Genomic DNA, 19,778 nt, shown 5'->3' with positions numbered 1-19,778 from the left:
CCGAGGAGGTAAAGCGTCGATGTTATTATTGTACGGTTCATGTATAGCAATTGCGTTAGTGGGCATTTTTGAACTTCGCAGACACCAGAAGAGAGTTGACCAGATACCACTTCGCATCAATGTAAACGGCGTTCGCGGCAAATCAACAGTAACCCGTTTAATTACGGGAATGCTGAGCGAAGCTGATTACAAAGTAGTTGGAAAAACGACAGGCACACAGGCACGCAGAATTTACTGGGATCGGACTGAAAAACCGATCGAACGTTCACTCGAAGGCCCGAATATCCGTGAGCAAAAGGAAATATTGAAGCATGCTTCGAGCCTTGAAGCCAATGCATTTGTCAGCGAGTGTATGGCTATCAATCCGGATTACCAGCGTGTACTGCAGGAGAAATACCTCCAGGCAAACGTCAGCGTCATTTTGAACGTATTTGAAGACCATATGGAAACACTTGGGCCAACCCTGAAATACGTAGCAGAAGCATTCAGCTCGACGATTCCATATAACGGCAAGCTTATTTTGTCCAACGGCCCTTATTTTCATTACTTCAGTGAAATTGCTGAAAAAAGAAATACGGAAGTATACCTTGCCAATCCGGAAGAAATCCCGGACGGCTTTATCGACAAATTCGATTACATGCTGTTCCCGGAAAATATTGCAGCGGCACTTGCCGTCGCCCGGGCAGTTGACATCGACAAGCGTACAGCTCTTTCCGGTATGCTAAATGCCAACCCGGACCCTGGAGCTCTCCGGATTGTTACCCTTGAAGACGGCAGCCGGGAGCGTTCCCACTTTGTGAATGGGTTTGCGGCGAATGACGCCCGGTCGACGCTTGAGATTTGGTCACGCGTACGATCGTCAAGCTACATGACTGACAACCCGGTGATTATTATGAACTGTCGTGAAGACCGGGTAGACCGGACCGAAGAATTTACAAAGTATGTTCTGCCTTATTTACCGGCAGAGAAATTAATTCTTATCGGCGGAAACGTACGTCCGATCACCCAGGCTTTCGATCAGGGCGACCTGCCATTTAATTCCGTTATCAATCTGGAGGGCGAAGATGCAGATGCCATTTTGGCCCGGGTGAAGCGGGAAGCTTCCCATTCGCTTATATTCGGAATTGGAAACATTCACGGTGCTGCTGAAGAATTTATGGAAAAACTTTATGATTCCCCGGAAACACTCATTAGTAAAGTCGGCGAGGAGGCCATGTAACATTGTTTGGTACAGATCTTTATATCGCATTAGTCGTAGGAGTTATTATCAGTTTGATATACGCAGAAAAGACAGGAATTATGCCAGCCGGGCTAATTGCGCCCGGCTATTTGGCAATTGTTTTTGATCAGCCTGTCTTTCTGTTAACGATTTTTCTCATCAGTTTCTTGACGTATTTAATTGTCGCCCACGGATTGTCCCGTATTATGATTCTTTACGGACGCCGGAAATTTGCAGCCATGTTATCTACAGGGATTGTGTTAAAGCTGATCTTTGACTACTTTTACCCTATTCTGCCTTTTGAAATATACGAGTTTCGTGGTCTCGGGGTTATCGTTCCGGGATTGATTGCAAACGCGATGCAGCGCCAGGGCGTTGTCCCTACCGTGGCAAGTACACTGGTTCTTACCGCTGCAACATTTGTAATCATCACGCTATACTATTTAATTTAGGGGTTCTTACATATGGCCAAGCGATTATTAAACTTCAAAGAAAAGTATTTAGCCTACACCAAACGCCAGCGCCGAAAAGCCGGCAAACATGCCATTCTCGGCATTATTATCTGCCTTGTGGCAATGACTTTAATCCGTGTGGTAGAGCCATCTGCTGCTGAAAGTGAATACCAGCAGGAACAAAACACTATATTTACATCTGCTATGGTTGGCGACATGATGACCGGCCGCCATGTAGAAGAAATTGCCAATCAGGAAGGTTACGAATCACTATTCCAATATGCAAAACCAACGCTTGAAGCTGCCGATTACACAATTGGAAATTTTGAAAACCCAATCGTGGATAACCCGGACCAGACAGAAGAAGCTGACAAAATAATTAATCTTTCTTCAAAATCAGGAGCTATTGATGGTCTTGAAGATGCAGGCTTTGATGCTGTCAATTTGGCCAATAACCATATGATGGACTACCAGTATGCAGGATTGAATGAAACCCTTCAGGCGTTTCAAAACTCCAGCATAGATGTAGTCGGCGCTGGGGCGAATGCAAATGAAGCCCATAACTATACGTTAAGTACACACAATGGCATGGACGTAGCCACATTAGGCGTGAATGACATTACGTATGCGAATATGGAACAGGCTGGACCAAACTCCCCTGGTATTTTAACAAGCCAGGACCCGAGTGCTTACATTGACGCCGTTCAGCGGGCAGATGCGAATGCGGACCTGGTCATCGTGAACATCCACTTTGGCCAGGAGTACGACAGCACACCTACCACGCGTCAACGGCAGATGACTCAAGCCATCGCAGATGCCGGCGCTGATGTCATCATTGGCGCGCATCCTCACGTGCTTCAATCGGTAGAAGTGTACAATAATACGTTCATCATGCATTCCATCGGTAATTTTGTATTTGACCAGGGTTGGACAAGGACGAGAGACAGCGTCATTGCCAATTACTCACTTGGCGAAGACGGCACTGCCCATTTGGAAATGCAGCCATTCCGGGTGTTTGAAGCTACTCCGCGTCCGGTCGAAAGCGCGTTTCACCGTGAACGGATTTTCCGTCAACTGACGAAGGACACCCAAAATAAGGATGCTATCATAGAAAACGGTGAGCATCTCGTGTTTGAAGCAGATCATTCTAATGTTATTGATAGCATGGAACAAAACAGCAACCAAAATAACAACCAGAACACTACTCAAAACCAATAAAAATATTCATTTTCTACCTGCCGGTTTCATCTGGCAGGTATTTTTTTGTTTAATTTTTTTATGTAAAACTATTTGTAATTACAATACGGTAAATGAAATTTTACCTTTTGCTTTAGAAAGCCCCTGAATCCTCAGGGACTTACACTGTCTCCATTTCTATAGTAGAACCGCTACCACCCGGACTTGCCGGAGTCACCACCAGTCGTTTCGGCACACGCTGCTGCATATCCGGAACATGGCTGATCACCCCTACTGCTAAATACTCCCCGTGCAGATTCTCAAGGGCTTCCATTACCGTCTCGAGCAAGTCCTGGTCCAGCGTCCCAAAGCCTTCGTCCAAAAAGAAAAACTCTAATGGATGCTGACCCTTCAGCTGTATAGACGTGGAGAGGGAGAGAGCCAGTGCGAGAGAAGTCAGAAACGTTTCGCCTCCGGATAGCGTGGAAACAGGGCGGTAGACCCCTCCATTGGCATCGTCCCGAATAACAAAAGCATTCTGTTCGTTTACTTCAATGGCATAGCGTCCTCTCGTTAATGCATGCAGCCGCTGCGAAGCTTCTCTTGTCACCTGCACCAGCTGCTCTTCAGCAAGAAACTCGACGAATTTTCTTCCTTTCATGATCTGGTCAAGCTCTGTGAGCCGTTCTTTTTCTGCCTGCATTTCGATCCGGTTCTGCTCGAGTTCCTGATAACGTTCTACCTTTCGTTTAATATCTTCAAGCTTTTCTTTAATGCCTCCGAGTGTTTCTTTGTACCGGTCCCATTCCTTTGCTGCTTCTTTGTATTGCTTCTCCCCCTCGTTAAATACGTCTTCAGTTACCCGTTCATTTTGAAGCTTTCCCTGCAGCCGGCTATGTTCATACTGCAGTTCTTTCTGTTTGGTATCAAATTCCTCCACCTGCTGCTGAAGATTCGTTTTCTGCTTTTCCGAGAGCGAATAGGCAAGCACTTCTTCCGGGCCGGCGGTTGAGTCTTTCTGCTGTTTTTGACGAAGCCATTCGGTTTCTGCCTCTTTCCATTTGGCTGCGCATTTTTGCAGGGATTCTTCACTTTCTCTACTCGAAGTGCGAGTGCGTTCCAACTCCTTTTCAGCTTCCCGCTCCTGCCTCTGCAGGGCTTCCTTTTCTGTTTCAAGCTTCTTTGCCCGCTCGTCGACTGCTTCTTTCCACTCTTGCCTGGTGCGTCCTTCGAGCTGCACATTTAACTTGCTTTCTGCTTCTTCTCTGGTTTTTGCAGCCTGCTTCCACTCGGATACTGCTACCGCTTCCACACTTTTTACCTCGTAGAATTGACGCTCACGGGCAGCGAGATCAGCACGTTTTTTTTCAAGATAATTCTGGCCCTTTTCAATACGCTGTTGGATACTTTTTATTATTTCTTTTCGCTCTTTTGCCTGTTTATACTCTTCCTCAAATTGATCCAGGCGAAGGGGAGCGAAGGATTGTTCCCACTGGTGCTTTTGTTTCTGCCATTGGTTCTGCAGACGCTCGAGCTTTCTTTTCTGCTCCTCGGCATGTGCTTTTTGCTGGTCGATTTTCATGGCAAGACGGTCTTTCCGACGTCTCCACTCCTCCCAGGAGCGATTCAATTCCTGGGTTTGCTCTTTTAACCGGTCTATCGTGGCTAATTCCGCTTCCCACCGGGTAAACACAATACCTTCCTCTATTTCTTCCGGGGAGGTTTCTTCTATTTGTTCTTTCCCGGAGGAAAGTGTGGAAACCACATGCTGCAAACTAACTTTTGTATTTTCCCACGCTGTTTTCCATTGGCGGAGTGCTTCCATTTCTTCCTGTACGTGCTCTTCCACTTCTTCATGCGGATCTGCAGCCGGCGATGGATGCTCTGTGGAGCCGCATAGCGGACATGCTTCCCCCTGTTGGAGCTCTTCTGCCAGGATTCGGAGCTGCCGTTTTTGTTCGGCTCGCTGCTTTTTTTCGACATATTTTAATTCCTGCTCAACGCCACGAATGTGCGTGGCTGCCCGGTCATACCAGTAATAGATATTCTGCGCTAATTCTCTAGAACGTGTCTGAAGCGTTTCCTCTTCTTTATCTGCATTCCTTGTTTCTTTGGCAACATCATTCAGTTTTTCTTTAGCGGCTGTGTCCTGCGTCATCTGTTCACTCAGCTGCTGATTAAGAGCATCAAGCCACTGCTTTTGTGACGAGGCTTCATCCATATCTGGAAGATGCTCTTCTTTTTTTTCAGATGCGGCAAAGTCCTGCTTAAGCTTTTCGAGCAGCTTCTGTGCTTTTTGTTCTTCCTTTTGCAAATGAATAACCTGACCGGAAGCTTCCTCATACAGCCGGCGCTGCTTTTCCATCTCCAAAAGCTTTTCCTTTTCAAGTTCACTAAGGCGCTGATATTCCTCTTCCAGCGTCTCAATTTGTTCGTAGCGGCGCTGCCACTCCCGCACCAGCCGTTCTTCCTCCTCCCATCGTTTTTTATTTTCAGCAGCATTACCTTCTGCTTCCTGCTTTTTGTTTTTCGCCTTTTCGTGTGCTTTTTGTTTTTCTTTTAAGTCCTGCTCCTGCTCCCTGTGCTCCTGTGCCGCTTTTTGAAGCCGGTCAGCATACGGATAAAGCGCTTCATACATTTCATTTTCTTTTAACGTGAGCCGCTTTTTTTCTATCTCCGGCCTCGACGCTTCCCATTCTTGTATGGATGACTTCAGGTGTTCAAGCTCTTCTGTCCACTGATACTTCTGTTTAACTTCTTCGTACCGTTTCCTATACTTTTCCACCTGCTTTTGCTGCTGTTCGACAAGCTTCGTCCAGCGGGCGTGTTCTTCTTGAGCTTTCTTTAAATCTTCATTCGAAGCAGGTCCGAGTCCCTGCTGTTCTGCTTCAATATTATGTACGCCCTGCTCGGCAGTTGTTTTCCGGGATTTCACAGAAGCGATCAGCTGATTGCCGTATTTCTCCAGATGAAACAGCCGTTCAAGCATTTTGCTGCGATCGCTGCCCCCTAAATGAAGAAATTCAGCAAATTTCCCCTGGGGGAGCACCACAGCACGCGTGAAATCATCGAGGGTCAGCCCGAGAAGCTCTTCAATTTTTTGATTGACCGCTTTTGTTTTTTCCGCGAGCACTACCGGCTCCTCTGTTTGATCGGTTAATCGGCACAGCTTTCCAGCCATTGTCGCTTCCCCGGTACGTTTATAATGGCGCTCGATATGATACACTGACGGCCCAAGCGAGAACATAAAGGAAACCCGCAGTTCGTTCTCCGACTGGTTCATGATCCCTTCGGTTTTCGAAGCCCGCTCGACATTTCCATATAACGCTAGCGTCATTGCGTCCAACAGTGATGATTTTCCGCTGCCAGTCGGCCCAAAGATGCCGAACACTCCATTTTCGCAAAGCGTTTTAAAATCTACGGTCTGTTTTTGGCGAAAACTATGCAAGCCTTGAATCTGCAGTTGTAATGGTTTCATTTTATCCGTCCTCTTGCTGAATAAGTTCTAAAAAAAGATTTGTCACTGACGGGTCAGGCACCGCCCCACCGGACTGTTTTTCATAAAAGCGTTCAAACAGCTGATCGATGGGGATATGTTTTTTGCTTTCCACCGGTTCAAGCTCCTGGCGGGAATAGACCGGGCGGATCGTCAGCAGTCCAGTATGCTTCGTTCTCAGGGCATGGATATCTTCAATGGAGAGCTGATTTTCCACATATACATCCACCTCCACCCAGGCGTTCCAGTCCCGCTGTTCCTCCACCCACTGCTGCAGCTCCGCGAGCCCGTTCTTTGCCTTCCATATACTGAGCGGTTTGCCTGCTGTTAAAGGAATAGTAGAAATCTGCGCTTCACTTTGGCTATCATTTGTATCTATAATTGTTACCGACTTCTGCTGGCCTGCTTCGGAAAAGCTGTAAGCAAGCGGGGAGCCTGAGTACCTTGCCGGCCCTGCTGCTCCCCTAACATCCTGAGGCCGGTGCATGTGGCCAAGAGCCGTATAGACTGCGTGCTCGGGAAGGCTGTCAGCAGTGACAGTGTAAGCTCCCCCTACTTCGATCGGACGCTCTGAATCAGTAGAGTCGCTGCCGGCAATAAATAGGTGGCTCATGCCTATAAGAATATCCTCCGGACGCCGGGAGGATGCAAGCCGCTGAAAAATTTCCCGGACTTTTTGATTGTAGGCGTCCCGTAGATCTATTTCTGTTGCTTCCTCCATAAATGCCTGCTTCAATCTTGATTCCGACGGGTATGGAAGCGTCTGCACGTACAGCCGTTCTTCTGAGAGCGGGACTACCACCGGTTCGATACCAGGATAACCACGCAAATGAATACCGTGTTTCCGAAGCAGTGTCCGTGACGCTGCCAAGCGTTCCGGATGATCATGATTGCCGGCAATGACTATAACCGGCACCCGTCCGTTATCACTCATTCTGGCCATCGCTTCATAAAACATTTCTTCTGCAGCGGCAGGCGGGTTGACAGAGTCAAACACGTCCCCTGCCATCAGGACCGCATCGATCTTTTCTTCTTCAATAATCTGAATCATTTCCTCAAGGATACGCTGCTGTTCTTCAAGTCTCGAACGCCCCTCTAGCGTCCGTCCTAAATGCCAGTCGGCGGTGTGCAGTAAGCGCATAAACTCCTGCCTCCTTTCCTTTCTTTCATTGGCCGTTCATGGAAATGGCCTGCATGCCGTCGAAGGCGAAAATATAAGCTTCTGATATAGCCGTCTTCCATATGCTCTCCAGCGACGAGCGGTATAAATCAAGCTGAGTCTGGTAGCGTTCCCGCAAAAATTCCTGCTGCTGCAGCGGGTTTCCTGGAAATCGGGATTGTACCCGGTCCGTTTTATAATCAATAAGTACCCAACGGCCATCCGCTTCCTGGATCACGAGGTCTGCCACTCCCTGGAGAAGCTGCCGGTTTTCAAGCCCTGCCTCGGTTACTCCAGCTGTAATAGGAACTTCTTTCTGCACTTTTTCTGCCGCCAGGACACGCCGGCCCAAATCAGTGTCAAAAAAGGCGATGACCGCAGCAGTATCAACGCTTTCTGCCTGCGCAGACGTTATATATTCTTCATCCACCAGCCTCCGCAGCAGCCGCTGAACCCGTTCTTCATCAGGGGCTCCAGTAAAAGCCAGCTGTTCCATAACAATATGAAGAACGGTTCCTTTTTCTGCCGGACTCACCGCTTCTTCCATCATAAATGATGGTCTTCTTGCATAAGTTGATGTGAACGTAGTCGCGTGTCGCTGCTCCGCCTGAGGATCCTCCGAGCGCCGCTTCCATTCGCTTACTGAAATTTTGGCTGCGTGCCTCGTGTCTGCCTCATATTTATAACGCCAATACATACGGCGCCGGACTTCTTTGCTCCACTCCTCGCCTGCAGGTACCTCTTCTTTATCCTTAACCGCCTGAAGCCAGCCGGCTGTCTCCGTATCTTCCTGCACTGAACCAATCTGCAGGGTGGATGCCGGCACAATATGGACCCTCCAGGTGGAATTATCCCTCAGGTTTCTGCTTGTCTGCTGCTCTAATGGGTCTACATCGGCGTGCTGCAACAGCACAGGCATCAGCCAGTCAAATGCATGCTGTGCCTCCAGACGGTCATGCAGTTCAAGAGTGTTCCCCGCCTGGGCGCTTTTCTGCTCCCATTCTTCGAATTTCTTCTCCACTCGCTGCATCGAGCTTACGAGGACTAATTTTTCTTCCGCTCTTGTGAACGCTACATAGAGCACACGCAGTTCTTCGGCAAGGCTTTCTGTTTTCATTCGGTGCTTAATCGCCGCATGCGGAAGAGTCGGCCAACTGATGCGTTGTGTTGGATCTACGTATTTCATACCGATGCCAAGCTCTTTATGAAAGAGCAGCGGCTGCCGTTGATCCTGCACGTTAAAGCTTTTTTGCAGACCGGCAGCATAAACAATGGGAAACTCCAGGCCTTTGCTTTTGTGGATGCTCATAAATCGTACGACATCTTCCTGTTCCCCAAGCGCTCGCGCTGTGCCCAGGTCTTCTTTTCGGTTCTTCATGCCTTCAATAAAGCGGAGGAAGCGGAAGACACCACGAAAAGATGTCGATTCATACACCCGGGCACGATCATACAGGGCAAGCAGATTTGCCCGTCGCTGCTTACCTCCATGCAGACCGGAGCAGAAATCCAAATAGCCGGTTTCTTCGAGCAGTGCCCAAATGAATTCTGACAGTGGTTCGTATTTGGAGCGGCTGCGCCAGCCTTCAAGCTGCTCCAAAAAAGCCTGGGCCCGGGCCTGCATGCTGGAGGAACCAGCAGCTGCCAGCTCTACACACTGATAAAAAGAAGCACTTTTGTCCTCAAGTCGTACCTGGGCTAGCATTTCTTCATCCCAGCCGATGATCGGCGACCGGAGCACAGCGGCGAGCGGAATATCCTGCAGTGGGTTATCAATAATCTGAAGCAGGGAAATCATAATTTGAATTTCAACTGCCTGAAAATATCCTCCGGACACTTCCGCGTACACAGGGATGCCATACGCCTGCATCTCTTCCATCATTTCGTTTACCCAGGGCATCGACCGCATTAAGATCACGTGGTCCCGGTACACCGGCCGGCGTTTTTCCCCTGTTTCCTGGTCCGTCACCCAGCCATTCTGCATTGAAAGACTGATCGCCTGGGCAATCCACCTGGCCTCTGCCCGGGCATTAGTCAGCTCTGCCGCCTGCGGACCCTGGTCTGCGACATTTTCCTGATCTATAACAGCTACCTCAGTTTCAATATTTCCTATGTCCGGGTACTGATCGTTGCCCCATTTTAATTCTGCCTGTCCGTCGTAGGCAATCCCGCCGAGATCGTTATCCATCAGTTGGCGGAATAAGTAATTGACAGCATCAAGCACCTGGCGGCGGCTGCGGAAGTTTTTATCAAGCATGATCCGTTCACCGTCATCGCTTTCTCCGTACCGCTGGTATTTTTCTAAAAACAGGTCCGGCTCTGCCAGCCGGAAACGGTAAATGCTCTGCTTAACATCCCCGACCATAAACAAATTATTACCAGAAGCAAGCTGATTGACGATGCTTTCCTGCACGAAGTTTGTATCCTGGTACTCGTCCACGAGTACTTCCTGGAAAAAACTGCGATAATGCTCCGAAGCTTCTTCAAAAGCCAGAATCTGCAGGCATGTATGTTCCAGATCGGAAAAGTCCATCATCGCCCGTTCCTTTTTTATCTGGTAGTACCTTTCACTAAACACCTGCACCAGCCGGCACAGCTCCCGGACCGAGGGATGGAGAGAAGCAATATCACTCAACGCGTCTTCCGGGTTTTCGGCTACCATTTCCTCCTGCAGTTTTTGAATCACTTTTTTGGCTCCGTCCCGGCCGTTTTTTACCTGTTCCCTTCGTTCAGGAGCCACCTCTTCTTCCTTTTTTCCCGCCAGGCGTTTAAAGGTGAATGCAGCCAGCGTCTGCTGCAGATCCTTCCACGTCTGGGCTTCAAGAGCCTTCCGGCACGTTTCAAGCTCATTCTGCAGGAGAGCGAGGTTTGCTTTTGGCCCGTCCGGCTGCTCTGCAGCTGCAATTGCATTTTCGTATTTGCGGGCCGCCCCGGCCAGCGAGGTCTTTGCCTGCTGTATCATTTCATGGCCCCATGGCAGTTTTTCAACCGACCTGCTTCCGTCTGTCCGGTATTGATCGGCCACTTCCCGAAGCCATCCCGACGGGTCTGCATGAGCCCGGGAATACTGGAACAGCCGGAGCACTGCTTCGCGCAGCGAGTCGTCGCTCCGATCTTTATTCAGCCGGTCAGCAAGCAGGACAAAATCATCGTTATCCTCGCCGGCATAATTTTCCTCAAGCAGTTCCTCAAGCAGTTCCTCCTGAATCATCGCCCCCTCATTCTGGTCCATAATCCGAAATTGGGGATCCACATCCACCAGATAATAATACGTGCGGATGACGTTCATACAGAACGAGTGCAGGGTGGAGATGGACGCCCGGTTCAAAAGCGCCAGCTGCCTGCGGATATGCAGATTGGCAGGCTCTGCTTTCAATTGTTCCTCGAGCGCTTTGCCTACTCTTGTCTTCATTTCTGCAGCGGCTGCATTAGTGAATGTTACGATCAACAGACGGTCTACGTCTACCGGGTTTTCTGCCTGTGTAATTTTTCGAATCACCCGTTCAACCAGCACAGCGGTTTTCCCGCTCCCCGCTGCAGCCGAAACTAAAATATTTGCTCCTTCTGCCTGAATTGCTTCCCACTGGCTGTCCGTCCAACGGGCATCTGTCGGTTTTTCAGGAATGGTCCTCAGACTCATCGTTTTCCTCCTCCTGGAACAGCGTCTCCCATTTCATGCCACCGCTTCGAAAGCTCCGGAACTCGTTGCCCGGGAACCCGCGGTCAAACTGGCATACAGAATGAAATTCACAGTAGTCACATGCTTTTTTTTGCTTCATTTGAAAAGGTTTAATACTCGTATCGCCGGAGCTCAGTTGTTCGCCGATAGCACGGATTTTTTCGCGGATATGCCCGCGAAGGCGTTCAAATTGCTCTTTTGAAACTACTGGCGATTGTTTATTAAATTCTCCGCCTTTAGTCAGACGTGCTGGAACGATAAATGAATCGGTTCCCGCTTCAAGCCGCTCATCCATCATTTTAGCAATGCCGGGATCATCAGGAAGAATCCCTTTCATCCGGAACTGCTTCATCATTTCCTGTTCAATATCTTCCGGTGACCAGGATCTTCCCGCCTGAATAATCGGGTTATGGACGTTAAAATATAGCACCCCCGCAGGGTCTGCTTTCGTTCCGAGCCACTCTTCCGAAAACGACAGCACCACGTCCAAATATACAAGCATCTGCAGCGCCAGCCCGAAAAATACTTCTTCCGGACGCAGATCTTTTTCACTGGATTTGTAATCAATCACCCGCAGCAGCACTCCACTGTCCGATACAGCCTGATCAACGCGGTCAATTCTCCCTGCCACTTCCATCTGTGTGCCATCAGCCAGTTCAAATAGAAGCGGCGGAATTTCTTCGCTCGGTCCAAAGCCTACTTCAAGCCCAATAGGAGAAAAACGGCTTGATTTGGCCTGCTGGCTCAAAACCATCGAAGCCCGCTGCACGGTCTCTTCAAGCTTTTTCAGTAAATACTGGTGTCTGGAATTGCTTAAAAGAATCTGCCGCTGAATCGCCGGAGCCAATTCATGCACAGCTTCTTCTGCATAGTCACGGGCATTTTGCTCGGAAAGCTCCTCCCATGTCCGGCCGTCCCGGTACACTGCTTTTGTCACGTCTTTTAAAGCCGCATGGAACAGCTGCCCGATATCCGGTGCTTCAAGCTTGTACAACTGTCTTTCCTTGAGTTTTAATCCGTATGAAGCAAACTGCCGGAAAGCACAGGCTTCATACTGTTCCATTCGCGACACGCTTGTTTTCATTTTTCGGCCGTACAATTCCCGGGTCGTTTCCCTGGAAAGGTCCACGGCTTCATTGCGGTAAAACAGGCTCTTAGTCAGTTTTTCAAGACGGTTGTGTTTAACAAAAACATTATAGACGCTCCACCAGAGGCCTGCCACTTCCTCGCCCTGTTTACAGCGTTCGAGTTCCCCAATTAAAAAACTCATTGTTTTCATGGAAGCATTCACAAAATGCAGCTGCTGGTCTTTCGGGTAAACGCTTGGTTCATTTTGAACCAGGATTGGCGCCTGGTCCGGGAACATATCCAGCAGCTGCTGGATCACGATCGAAGGCTGCAGCCGCTTCCCTTCTTCATCTGCCATCGGATAGCTGACAATCAGCTTGTCCGATGGCATGCTCATCGTACGGTAAATGAGAAAATTTTCATTCAAGAGCTTTGCCTCACCGCTTTCTTCAAGCTCGATTCCGCGCTGCTCCAGCCAGGCACGGTCTGCCTCCTGCAGCATGCTGCTCTCTTCGAGTGCGGCCGGAAGTATGCCTTCATTCACGCCAAGCAAGTATACCACTTTAATACCGAGCAGGCGTGAACGTTCCATATCAGCTGCCGTTACCTGATCGAGGGAAGGCGGAACAATCGAAAATGTAGCTTTTGTAAGGCCCGCTTCCATCATCTGTTGAAACGTCTGCATCCCTGCTTTGTCATTACCAGCAACTTCTACCATCTGCTCAAGCAGTTCCACCATCATGTCCCAGATCTGTTCGTGCTCTCTCGCCATTTCCAGGCGATTATGCCGGAGGCAGTCATCACGCATCGTTTCAAGCTTTTCCGGAATCCGCAGCTCCTCCAAAAATGTAAATAGCGCCCCCGCTTTCCCTCGTACGGTGTCCGCTTGTTTCAAGCGGGCCTGCAACGAGAACAACGGAGCGCTTAACCGCATCCGCGTGTGATGAATATCCTGCTCGATTTCGTAGTTGTCTTTATGCTCCCACTCGTCCTCCACATTTGTGGCATGGTACCGGTACACCCACCGTTCTTCGCTTTTCCAGTCTTTTTCTTTGATATTTCGTGCGAGCACATAGTTTTCCAGAAAGTCTACCTGTTTTCTCGCTTCTGCCCAGGACTCCTGCACGTCAAAGAGCATATCTGTTTTAAATGTGCGAAACACCGACTCATATCTCCAGCGTTCTGCAATTGTTTCAAGCGCCGAACGAATAAATTCTACCACCGGGTGGTTTAATACGGGCCGTGTTTCATCCACGAACACAGGAATACGATAATCATGAAATACAGTTTCAATGATGTGATTGTAATCCCTGGGATTTCTGGCGACCACTGCAATGTCTTCATACCTGTAGCCGTCGTCCCGGACGAGCGCTGCGATATCCCGGGCACATTCTTCTACTTCGGTCCGGCGGTTGACCGCATTTTTAACTGTAATAGCTTCGCCAGCACTAAGTGTTTTATAAGAACGGTTTTCCATAAATCTTTCTAAATGCTGTAGTGCTTCGTTTTTAGTTGATGCGCTGTCGTTGAACCAGTATGGCTTGTTCACCGGCACTGCATGTTCTTCTGCCAGGGCGCTTAGCTGATAATACGTTTTTGCTGTCTGCCTGAACATATCCGGGGCGGGAGGAGCCTCTTCCTTATTTGTCAAATCATCGAGCGTCAACGCCACCCGGACGCCTTGTGAATACTGGAGCAGCTGCTCGACCACTGCCAGTTCCTGCGGCGTGAACCGGTGAAAGCCGTCAATATATATGACGGCATCTGCGATATACTCAGATGCAGACACCTTTTCGGTCAGCCAGAACAGCTGCTCTTCGCTGCCAATGTACCGGTCGCCGATGACTTTATCCATCTCCTCCCAAATCAACAGAAGATCCTGAAGCTTTGCTGTTAAAATACGATCAGCCCCGGTTGCCCCGCTATTTTCCAATTCTTCCACCATACCGTGCATAGCCGCTTTCGACACGTTATGGGTTTTCCATTCCGTGATCACGTCATCCACCTGGTCAATGAACCCGTCCGTATAACTTGAGGTTTCGTACAGTCGAAAATGCTTACGCTGCTCACTGATAACCTTTCGAATCAGCATCTGCTTGCCTGTTTTCTGGAGAGCTGTTTTTGCTGCTCCGCCTGTTTCCTGAAAAATTTTCCATGCCAGCCTGGGAAAACTGTAGACCTGGGCTCGCGTCATTCCTTTTTCCGACAAGTGGACTAGCTGCTGTTCCACTTGAAATGTCATTTGGTCAGGGGTAATAACGATTACCGGCGGCCCGTTGGGGTCACTGGTAATCATTTCGTTAATTTCATGATATATGGCGGTGGACTTCCCCGTTCCGGAACGCCCAAGGTAAAATTGTAGGCTCATGAACATTCTCCTCTACCGGATTAAAAACCGGATCATATGTTTGGTTTTATTATATCAGATTTTTATTTTTTTGTTTAACTTGGTATGTGAAATTAAAAAAATGATTAATAAAAACGCCCTGGCTGCAGGGCGTTTTTTGATAATATTAGGAAACAGCGTTTGCTGTTTTTTGAGGTTTGCTGAATCGCTTCACGCCTGCACAATTAAGATGTTCGAACGGACCGAATCCATGGAGGAATAGGCGCAATTCTTTTTTCAACTGTAGGCGTTCATGTACGTACACAGAGATATCTTCAAATTGGTAAAGCGTATATGTAGCAGTTTCAGCAGGGCTTCCTACCTGTACTACCGTATCAACTGGGCCTTTGTCTTTTTTCTGATTCCAAAAATAAAATGGGTCCAGCGTAACTACGCCTCCATCTCTTCTAATACGCGCAGCTGTTTTTCGGTCCATTTTAATATTGCTCATACTATCCCTCCTTGATATATCGCGTTCTCTTAACGATCACAAAGCGATTATATCAATAGGTACAAGATGTACGCAAGCGTTATTTAAAGAAAAAACCATTTATTTTTACTTCACCTCTAATTTTACGAAGAAATAGCTGAAAATCAGGTTTTATCGCAAATTATCAAAAAAATGTGGGTTTTTACTCCCATGGTTTCGCACATTCATCATCCACCTGTTACTTATTTCCATAGAAAAAAGCCCGCGATCAGCGGGCTTTTTTTCCTCGGATATTAGCCTTCAAGGAGAAGGTTTTCCGGATCTTCAAGCAGCTGCTTAAGCGTTACGAGAAAACTCACTGCTTCTTTTCCATCTACGATACGGTGGTCGTATGAGAGGGCTGTATACATCATTGGGCGATTCTCCATCGTATCCTGGTCAATGGCTACCGGGCGCCACTGAATAGTGTGCATTCCGAGTATGCCAACCTGGGGAGCGTTCAGGATTGGAGTCGACAGCAGGGAACCAAACACGCCGCCGTTCGTAATCGTAAATGTACCGCCCTGGAGATCTTTCAAGGTTAATTTATTGTCCCGGGCTTTTAAGGACAGGTCCATAATCTCCTGTTCGATTTCGGCAAATGTTTTGCGATCGGCGTCCCGGACGACAGGCACCACGAGGCCATCATCAGTGGAAACAGCCATACCGATATCATAAAATTGTTTTTTAATTACTTCTGTTGCCTGAATTTCTGCATTTAATAGCGGGTATTTTTTCAGTGCAGCAATAACACCCTTCGTGAAGAAAGACATAAATCCGAGGCGCACGTCGTGCTGCTCCTGGAACGTATCCTTCCGGCGCTTTCTCAGGTCCATAATTGCTGACATGTCCACTTCGTTAAATGTAGTCAGCATCGCCGTTTCCTGCTGGACTTCCTTCAGGCGGCTTGCAATTGTCTGGCGGCGGCGGGACATTCTAATACGCTCGACCGGCTTGCCTTCGAACTCATCCTTTTCACTTTTAGCCGCAGGTTTTTCAGGCTGTTTTTCCTCTTTTTTGCTGCTGCCTTTTACTTCCTTATCCACATCTTCTTTACGGACACGTCCCTTTGGATCACTTTCGGCCACTTCGTTCAGGTCAATGCCTTGTTCGCGCGCGTATTTGCGCACTGATGGGGAAGCAACCGGACGGTCAGCCGGAGATTCTTCTTTCGCTTCCTCTTTTGTTCCTTGTTCAGGTTCAGATGCTGCCGGTTCTTTGGAATCTTCCTGTTTTTCTTCCTGTTTCGCTTCGCTTTCTTTTTCAGGGGCCGCTTCTTCCGAACTTTTTTCTTCTGAGCTTCCGCCGCCCGCTTCGCCGTTTTCATCCACTACAGCAATTACTTCGCCGACTTCCACGTTGTCGCCTTCTTCTTTCAGCAACTCCTGGAGGACACCAGATTTTTCCGATGGGATTTCCACATTTACTTTATCGGTTTCGAGTTCAGCAATGTTTTCTCCTTGTTCGACTTTATCGCCTGGCTTTTTTAACCATTCTGCAATTGTTCCCTCTGTAACGGATTCACCTAGTTCTGGTACTTTGATCTCTGCCATGACTGCGTCCTCCTTATTCGTTTCCTTTTAGGGCTTCCTGAATAATGCGATTTTGCTCTTTTTTATGAATCGTGGGATCGCCCTCTGCCGGACTTGACCTTCTGCGGCGTCCAATATAGTCCACCGTTGTCCCTTTTGGAGCCAGATTATGCAGAAGCGGGTACATATAAGACCATGCGCCCATGTTCTTCGGCTCCTCCTGGACCCATTGAATCGATTTTACGTTTGGATAAGCTGTTAAAATATCTCGAATTTCTTCTTCCGGGAACGGGTAGAGCTCTTCGACGCGGACGATATGAATATCACTCGGCACTTCGCCTTCAGCCAGTGCTTCATGCAGATCAATTGTCATCTTTCCGGTGCCTACAAGCAGACGTTTAACTTTCTTTTTATCTTTTCCAGTCAATGGATCCTCTACTACAGACTGGAAAGAACCTTCTCCGAAAGCTTCGGGTTCACTTGCTACGGTCTGATTACGCAAAAGACTCTTTGGCGTCATAAGCACAAGGGGACGCATCTCGTCTTTTCCGAGAAATTCCGCCTGGCGCCGAAGCAGGTGAAAATACTGGGCTGAACTTGACAGATAAGCAACATTCCAGTTGTTTTCTGCCGAGAGCGTCAGGAAGCGTTCAAGCCGGGCGCTCGAGTGTTCCGGTCCCTGTCCCTCATAGCCGTGGGGGAGCAGAAAGACCATACCTGATTTTTGTCCCCACTTGGCCCGGCCTGCAGATACAAACTGATCGAATATTACCTGGGCAGCGTTGCCGAAATCACCAAACTGGGCTTCCCATAATGTCAATGTTTCAGGAGCCTGCACGTTATAGCCGTATTCAAATCCGACAATGCCGTTTTCAGAAAGCGGGCTGTTATAGAGTGCAAAAGCCGCGTTCGCTTTCGAGAATGTATGCATCGGAGAATAAATGTCGCCATTTTTATGGTCATGCAGCACCAGGTGTCTCTGTGCGAATGTACCACGCTGGGAATCCTGGCCCGTCAAGCGCACCGGCGTCCCATCAGCCAGGATTGTCGCAAAAGCTAATGCCTCAGCGTGGCCCCAATCCACTTTGCCGTCTTCTTCCATTGCCGGACCGCGGCGCTCAAGGATTTTTCTTAATTTCGGGAATACGTTAAAGTTTTCCGGCCAGGTAATAAGCTCCTGGTTAATTTCTTTGAGCTCGTTTAAATCATAGCCGGTTTCTACTTTTGGAAGGCGTTTCTCCACTTCTTCCGGCACTGGCCCGATCTCAGTTTCTGTTTCTTTATCTTCTGCTACTTTATTGTATTGGTCCCGCAGGTGATTCATCGTATCTTCTTTCAGCTGATCTGTTTCGGATTTACTCCAGAATCCGATTTCGTCCAGATAGTTCGCATAATGCTCACGCACGGTCGGATGCTCCCGGATCAATCCGTATAAGTAAGGCTGGGTCGCCGCTGGTTCGTCCGTTTCGTTATGGCCGTAACGGCGGTAGCCAATCAAGTCAATCAGGAAGTCTTTGTTAAATTTGTTTCTGTATTCGTAAGCAAGCTGCACAGCTGCGAGACATGCCTCCGGTTCATCCGCATTCACATGGATAACCGGGATTTCATACCCTTTAGCCGGATCACTCGAATAGGTAGTGCTTCGTGCATCATGCGTATCTGTCGTAAAACCGAGTTGGTTATTGGCAATGACATGCACAGTTCCACCCGTCTGGTACCCTTTCAGCCGGCTCATGTTTAAGGTTTCCGTTACAACACCTTCACCGGGGAAAGCTGCGTCCCCGTGCACCAAAATAGCCATGGCTTTAGAACCGTCCTGCTGTGGGAATCCCGGTTCGCTGACATCATCCTGCGCCGCCCGTGTATAGCCCTCCACAACCGGGTTTACATATTCCAGGTGGCTTGGATTGTTTGCCAGGGAAATACGGGACTCAAAGGATTCCTGGTTAATGTTTTTATCCGCACCCAGGTGGTACTTAACGTCCCCGGTCCAGCCGTAGTTAATCCCGACCGACCCTTCAGAAGGCACGAGATCTTTATTCGGAGAATGCTGAAACTCGGAAAAAATTAAATCATATGGCTTGCCGATAACCTTAGCGAGAACGCTTAACCGTCCCCGGTGGGCCATGCCGATCATAATATTTCTTGCGCCGTCCTGCATCGCGCTGTGTGTGAGCTCTTCCATAATAGGAGCGAGGATGTCGATCCCTTCTATAGAAAAACGTTTTTGCCCGACGAATGTTTTCTGCAGAAACTGTTCAAACGCTTCTACTTCTGTAAGGCTTTTCAGCAGTGCTTTGCGCTTATCGTCCGAGACAGCACTGTAAATTTCGCCGGACTCCACTTTGCGGTTAAGCCAGCGATGTTCTTCCACATCGTGTACGTGGTCGAATTCAAACGCGATGGTTTTAGTGTACATCTGTTTTAAATGCTCAATTGCTTCAAGTCCGTCAGCCACTGATGCCGGTGCGTCCGGGCAGAGAATTTCCTTCGGAATCGTGCGAAGATCCTCTTCGCTTAATCCGTACTCTTCAATTCGTAAAAACGATGTTTCTCCGTTTGGTTCCTGCAGCGGGTTAATATCCGCAGACAGATGGCCATGAATACGAATGTTTTCAGCAAGCTTGACGGCATGCGCGATTTTTTCCATGTTAAGTCCGGCACCGACTGCCTGGTCTTTTTCGTCCACAGCAGGAGCATAACTGACTGCTGCTTCCCCGTTTGAAGAGGGCGGGCCATACTGGTCAAACCAGCTTTTGATATCCGGATCTACGTCTTCCGGATTTTCTTTATATAGGTCGTATTGCTCCCACATATAACCCAGATTGGGACCATAAAATTCCTGCCAGGCTTCTTCAGCCCTGGATTGATGCTTACTCATCGAGTGATACCCCCAGCTTATGTGATCAATAAGTTTTCCAAACTATCATATTAGTCGTGTATTATCTATGAAAGTGAACCATTGGAATGGAGTTTCCACCATCACTTCCCTTCTTCGACTCAACCAATTCTTCGAGAACATGTCTTTTCATAAATCAGACATATTTTAACATGCTTAAAGCAGTTGCTCAAAACCGTACACAGTCAAGTATACGTAAAATATGTATGTTCCTCGCTGCAGGAGGCCGAAAATTCACCTGATTCC

10 protein-coding genes are annotated in these 19,778 nt (G+C 48.4%); 3 read left to right on the top strand and 7 right to left on the bottom strand.

Features of this window, described 5'->3' with window-relative positions; genetic code table 11:
* The first annotated feature begins 19 nt into the window (after positions 1 to 19).
* Genes pgsB through ACTTK6_RS02175 form a run of 3 tightly spaced genes read left to right on the top strand, consistent with a single transcriptional unit; the run spans position 20 to position 2,889 of the window.
* Positions 20 to 1,219 (top strand): poly-gamma-glutamate synthase PgsB, encoded by a 1,200-nt coding sequence (pgsB, locus tag ACTTK6_RS02185; protein ID WP_079476507.1) that lies wholly within the window; start codon positions 20 to 22, stop codon positions 1,217 to 1,219.
* Between the two features lie 2 nt (positions 1,220 to 1,221).
* Positions 1,222 to 1,671, top strand: coding sequence for a poly-gamma-glutamate biosynthesis protein PgsC (gene pgsC, locus ACTTK6_RS02180; protein WP_022792185.1), 450 nt, complete (start codon positions 1,222 to 1,224; stop codon positions 1,669 to 1,671).
* A 12-nt stretch (positions 1,672 to 1,683) separates the two neighbouring features.
* Positions 1,684 to 2,889: a CapA family protein gene (locus ACTTK6_RS02175; protein ID WP_079476508.1), complete on the top strand. Its 1,206-nt coding sequence runs from the start codon at positions 1,684 to 1,686 to the stop codon at positions 2,887 to 2,889.
* Between the two features lie 139 nt (positions 2,890 to 3,028).
* Here the strand turns inward: ACTTK6_RS02175 and ACTTK6_RS02170 are convergent, their stop codons facing one another.
* The 7 genes from ACTTK6_RS02170 to ACTTK6_RS02140 form a co-directional block, all read right to left on the bottom strand.
* Entirely contained in the window at positions 3,029 to 6,325 is a 3,297-nt protein-coding gene (locus ACTTK6_RS02170) for an AAA family ATPase (RefSeq protein ID WP_462832510.1), read from the bottom strand.
* 1 nt (position 6,326) lies between these two features.
* Complete coding sequence (sbcD, locus tag ACTTK6_RS02165; RefSeq protein ID WP_094908055.1) at positions 6,327 to 7,484, bottom strand: exonuclease subunit SbcD; 1,158 nt, start codon at positions 7,482 to 7,484, stop codon at positions 6,327 to 6,329.
* 25 nt (positions 7,485 to 7,509) lie between these two features.
* The gene (gene addA, locus ACTTK6_RS02160) at positions 7,510 to 11,139 is read right to left on the bottom strand and encodes a helicase-exonuclease AddAB subunit AddA (RefSeq protein WP_462832509.1); all 3,630 of its coding nucleotides are present in this window, start codon (positions 11,137 to 11,139) and stop codon (positions 7,510 to 7,512) included.
* The gene (addB, locus tag ACTTK6_RS02155; RefSeq protein WP_462832508.1) at positions 11,117 to 14,614 is read right to left on the bottom strand and encodes a helicase-exonuclease AddAB subunit AddB; all 3,498 of its coding nucleotides are present in this window, start codon (positions 14,612 to 14,614) and stop codon (positions 11,117 to 11,119) included. Before addB ends, addA begins: the two co-directional genes overlap by 23 nt.
* 145 nt (positions 14,615 to 14,759) lie before the next feature.
* On the bottom strand, positions 14,760 to 15,083 hold the full coding sequence (locus tag ACTTK6_RS02150) for a hypothetical protein (RefSeq protein WP_079476513.1): 324 nt from the start codon (positions 15,081 to 15,083) through the stop codon (positions 14,760 to 14,762).
* 272 nt (positions 15,084 to 15,355) lie between these two features.
* Positions 15,356 to 16,654 (bottom strand): 2-oxoglutarate dehydrogenase complex dihydrolipoyllysine-residue succinyltransferase, encoded by a 1,299-nt coding sequence (gene odhB / locus ACTTK6_RS02145; protein ID WP_462832507.1) that lies wholly within the window; start codon positions 16,652 to 16,654, stop codon positions 15,356 to 15,358.
* A gap of 13 nt (positions 16,655 to 16,667) precedes the next feature.
* Positions 16,668 to 19,514 (bottom strand): 2-oxoglutarate dehydrogenase E1 component, encoded by a 2,847-nt coding sequence (locus ACTTK6_RS02140; protein ID WP_079476515.1) that lies wholly within the window; start codon positions 19,512 to 19,514, stop codon positions 16,668 to 16,670.
* Between the last annotated feature and the right edge of the window lie 264 nt (positions 19,515 to 19,778).

Source organism: Marinococcus salis, assembly GCF_054971365.1.
The sequence above is the reverse complement of the archived record's forward strand: the minus strand, read 5'-3'. Positions and strand labels throughout refer to the sequence as shown.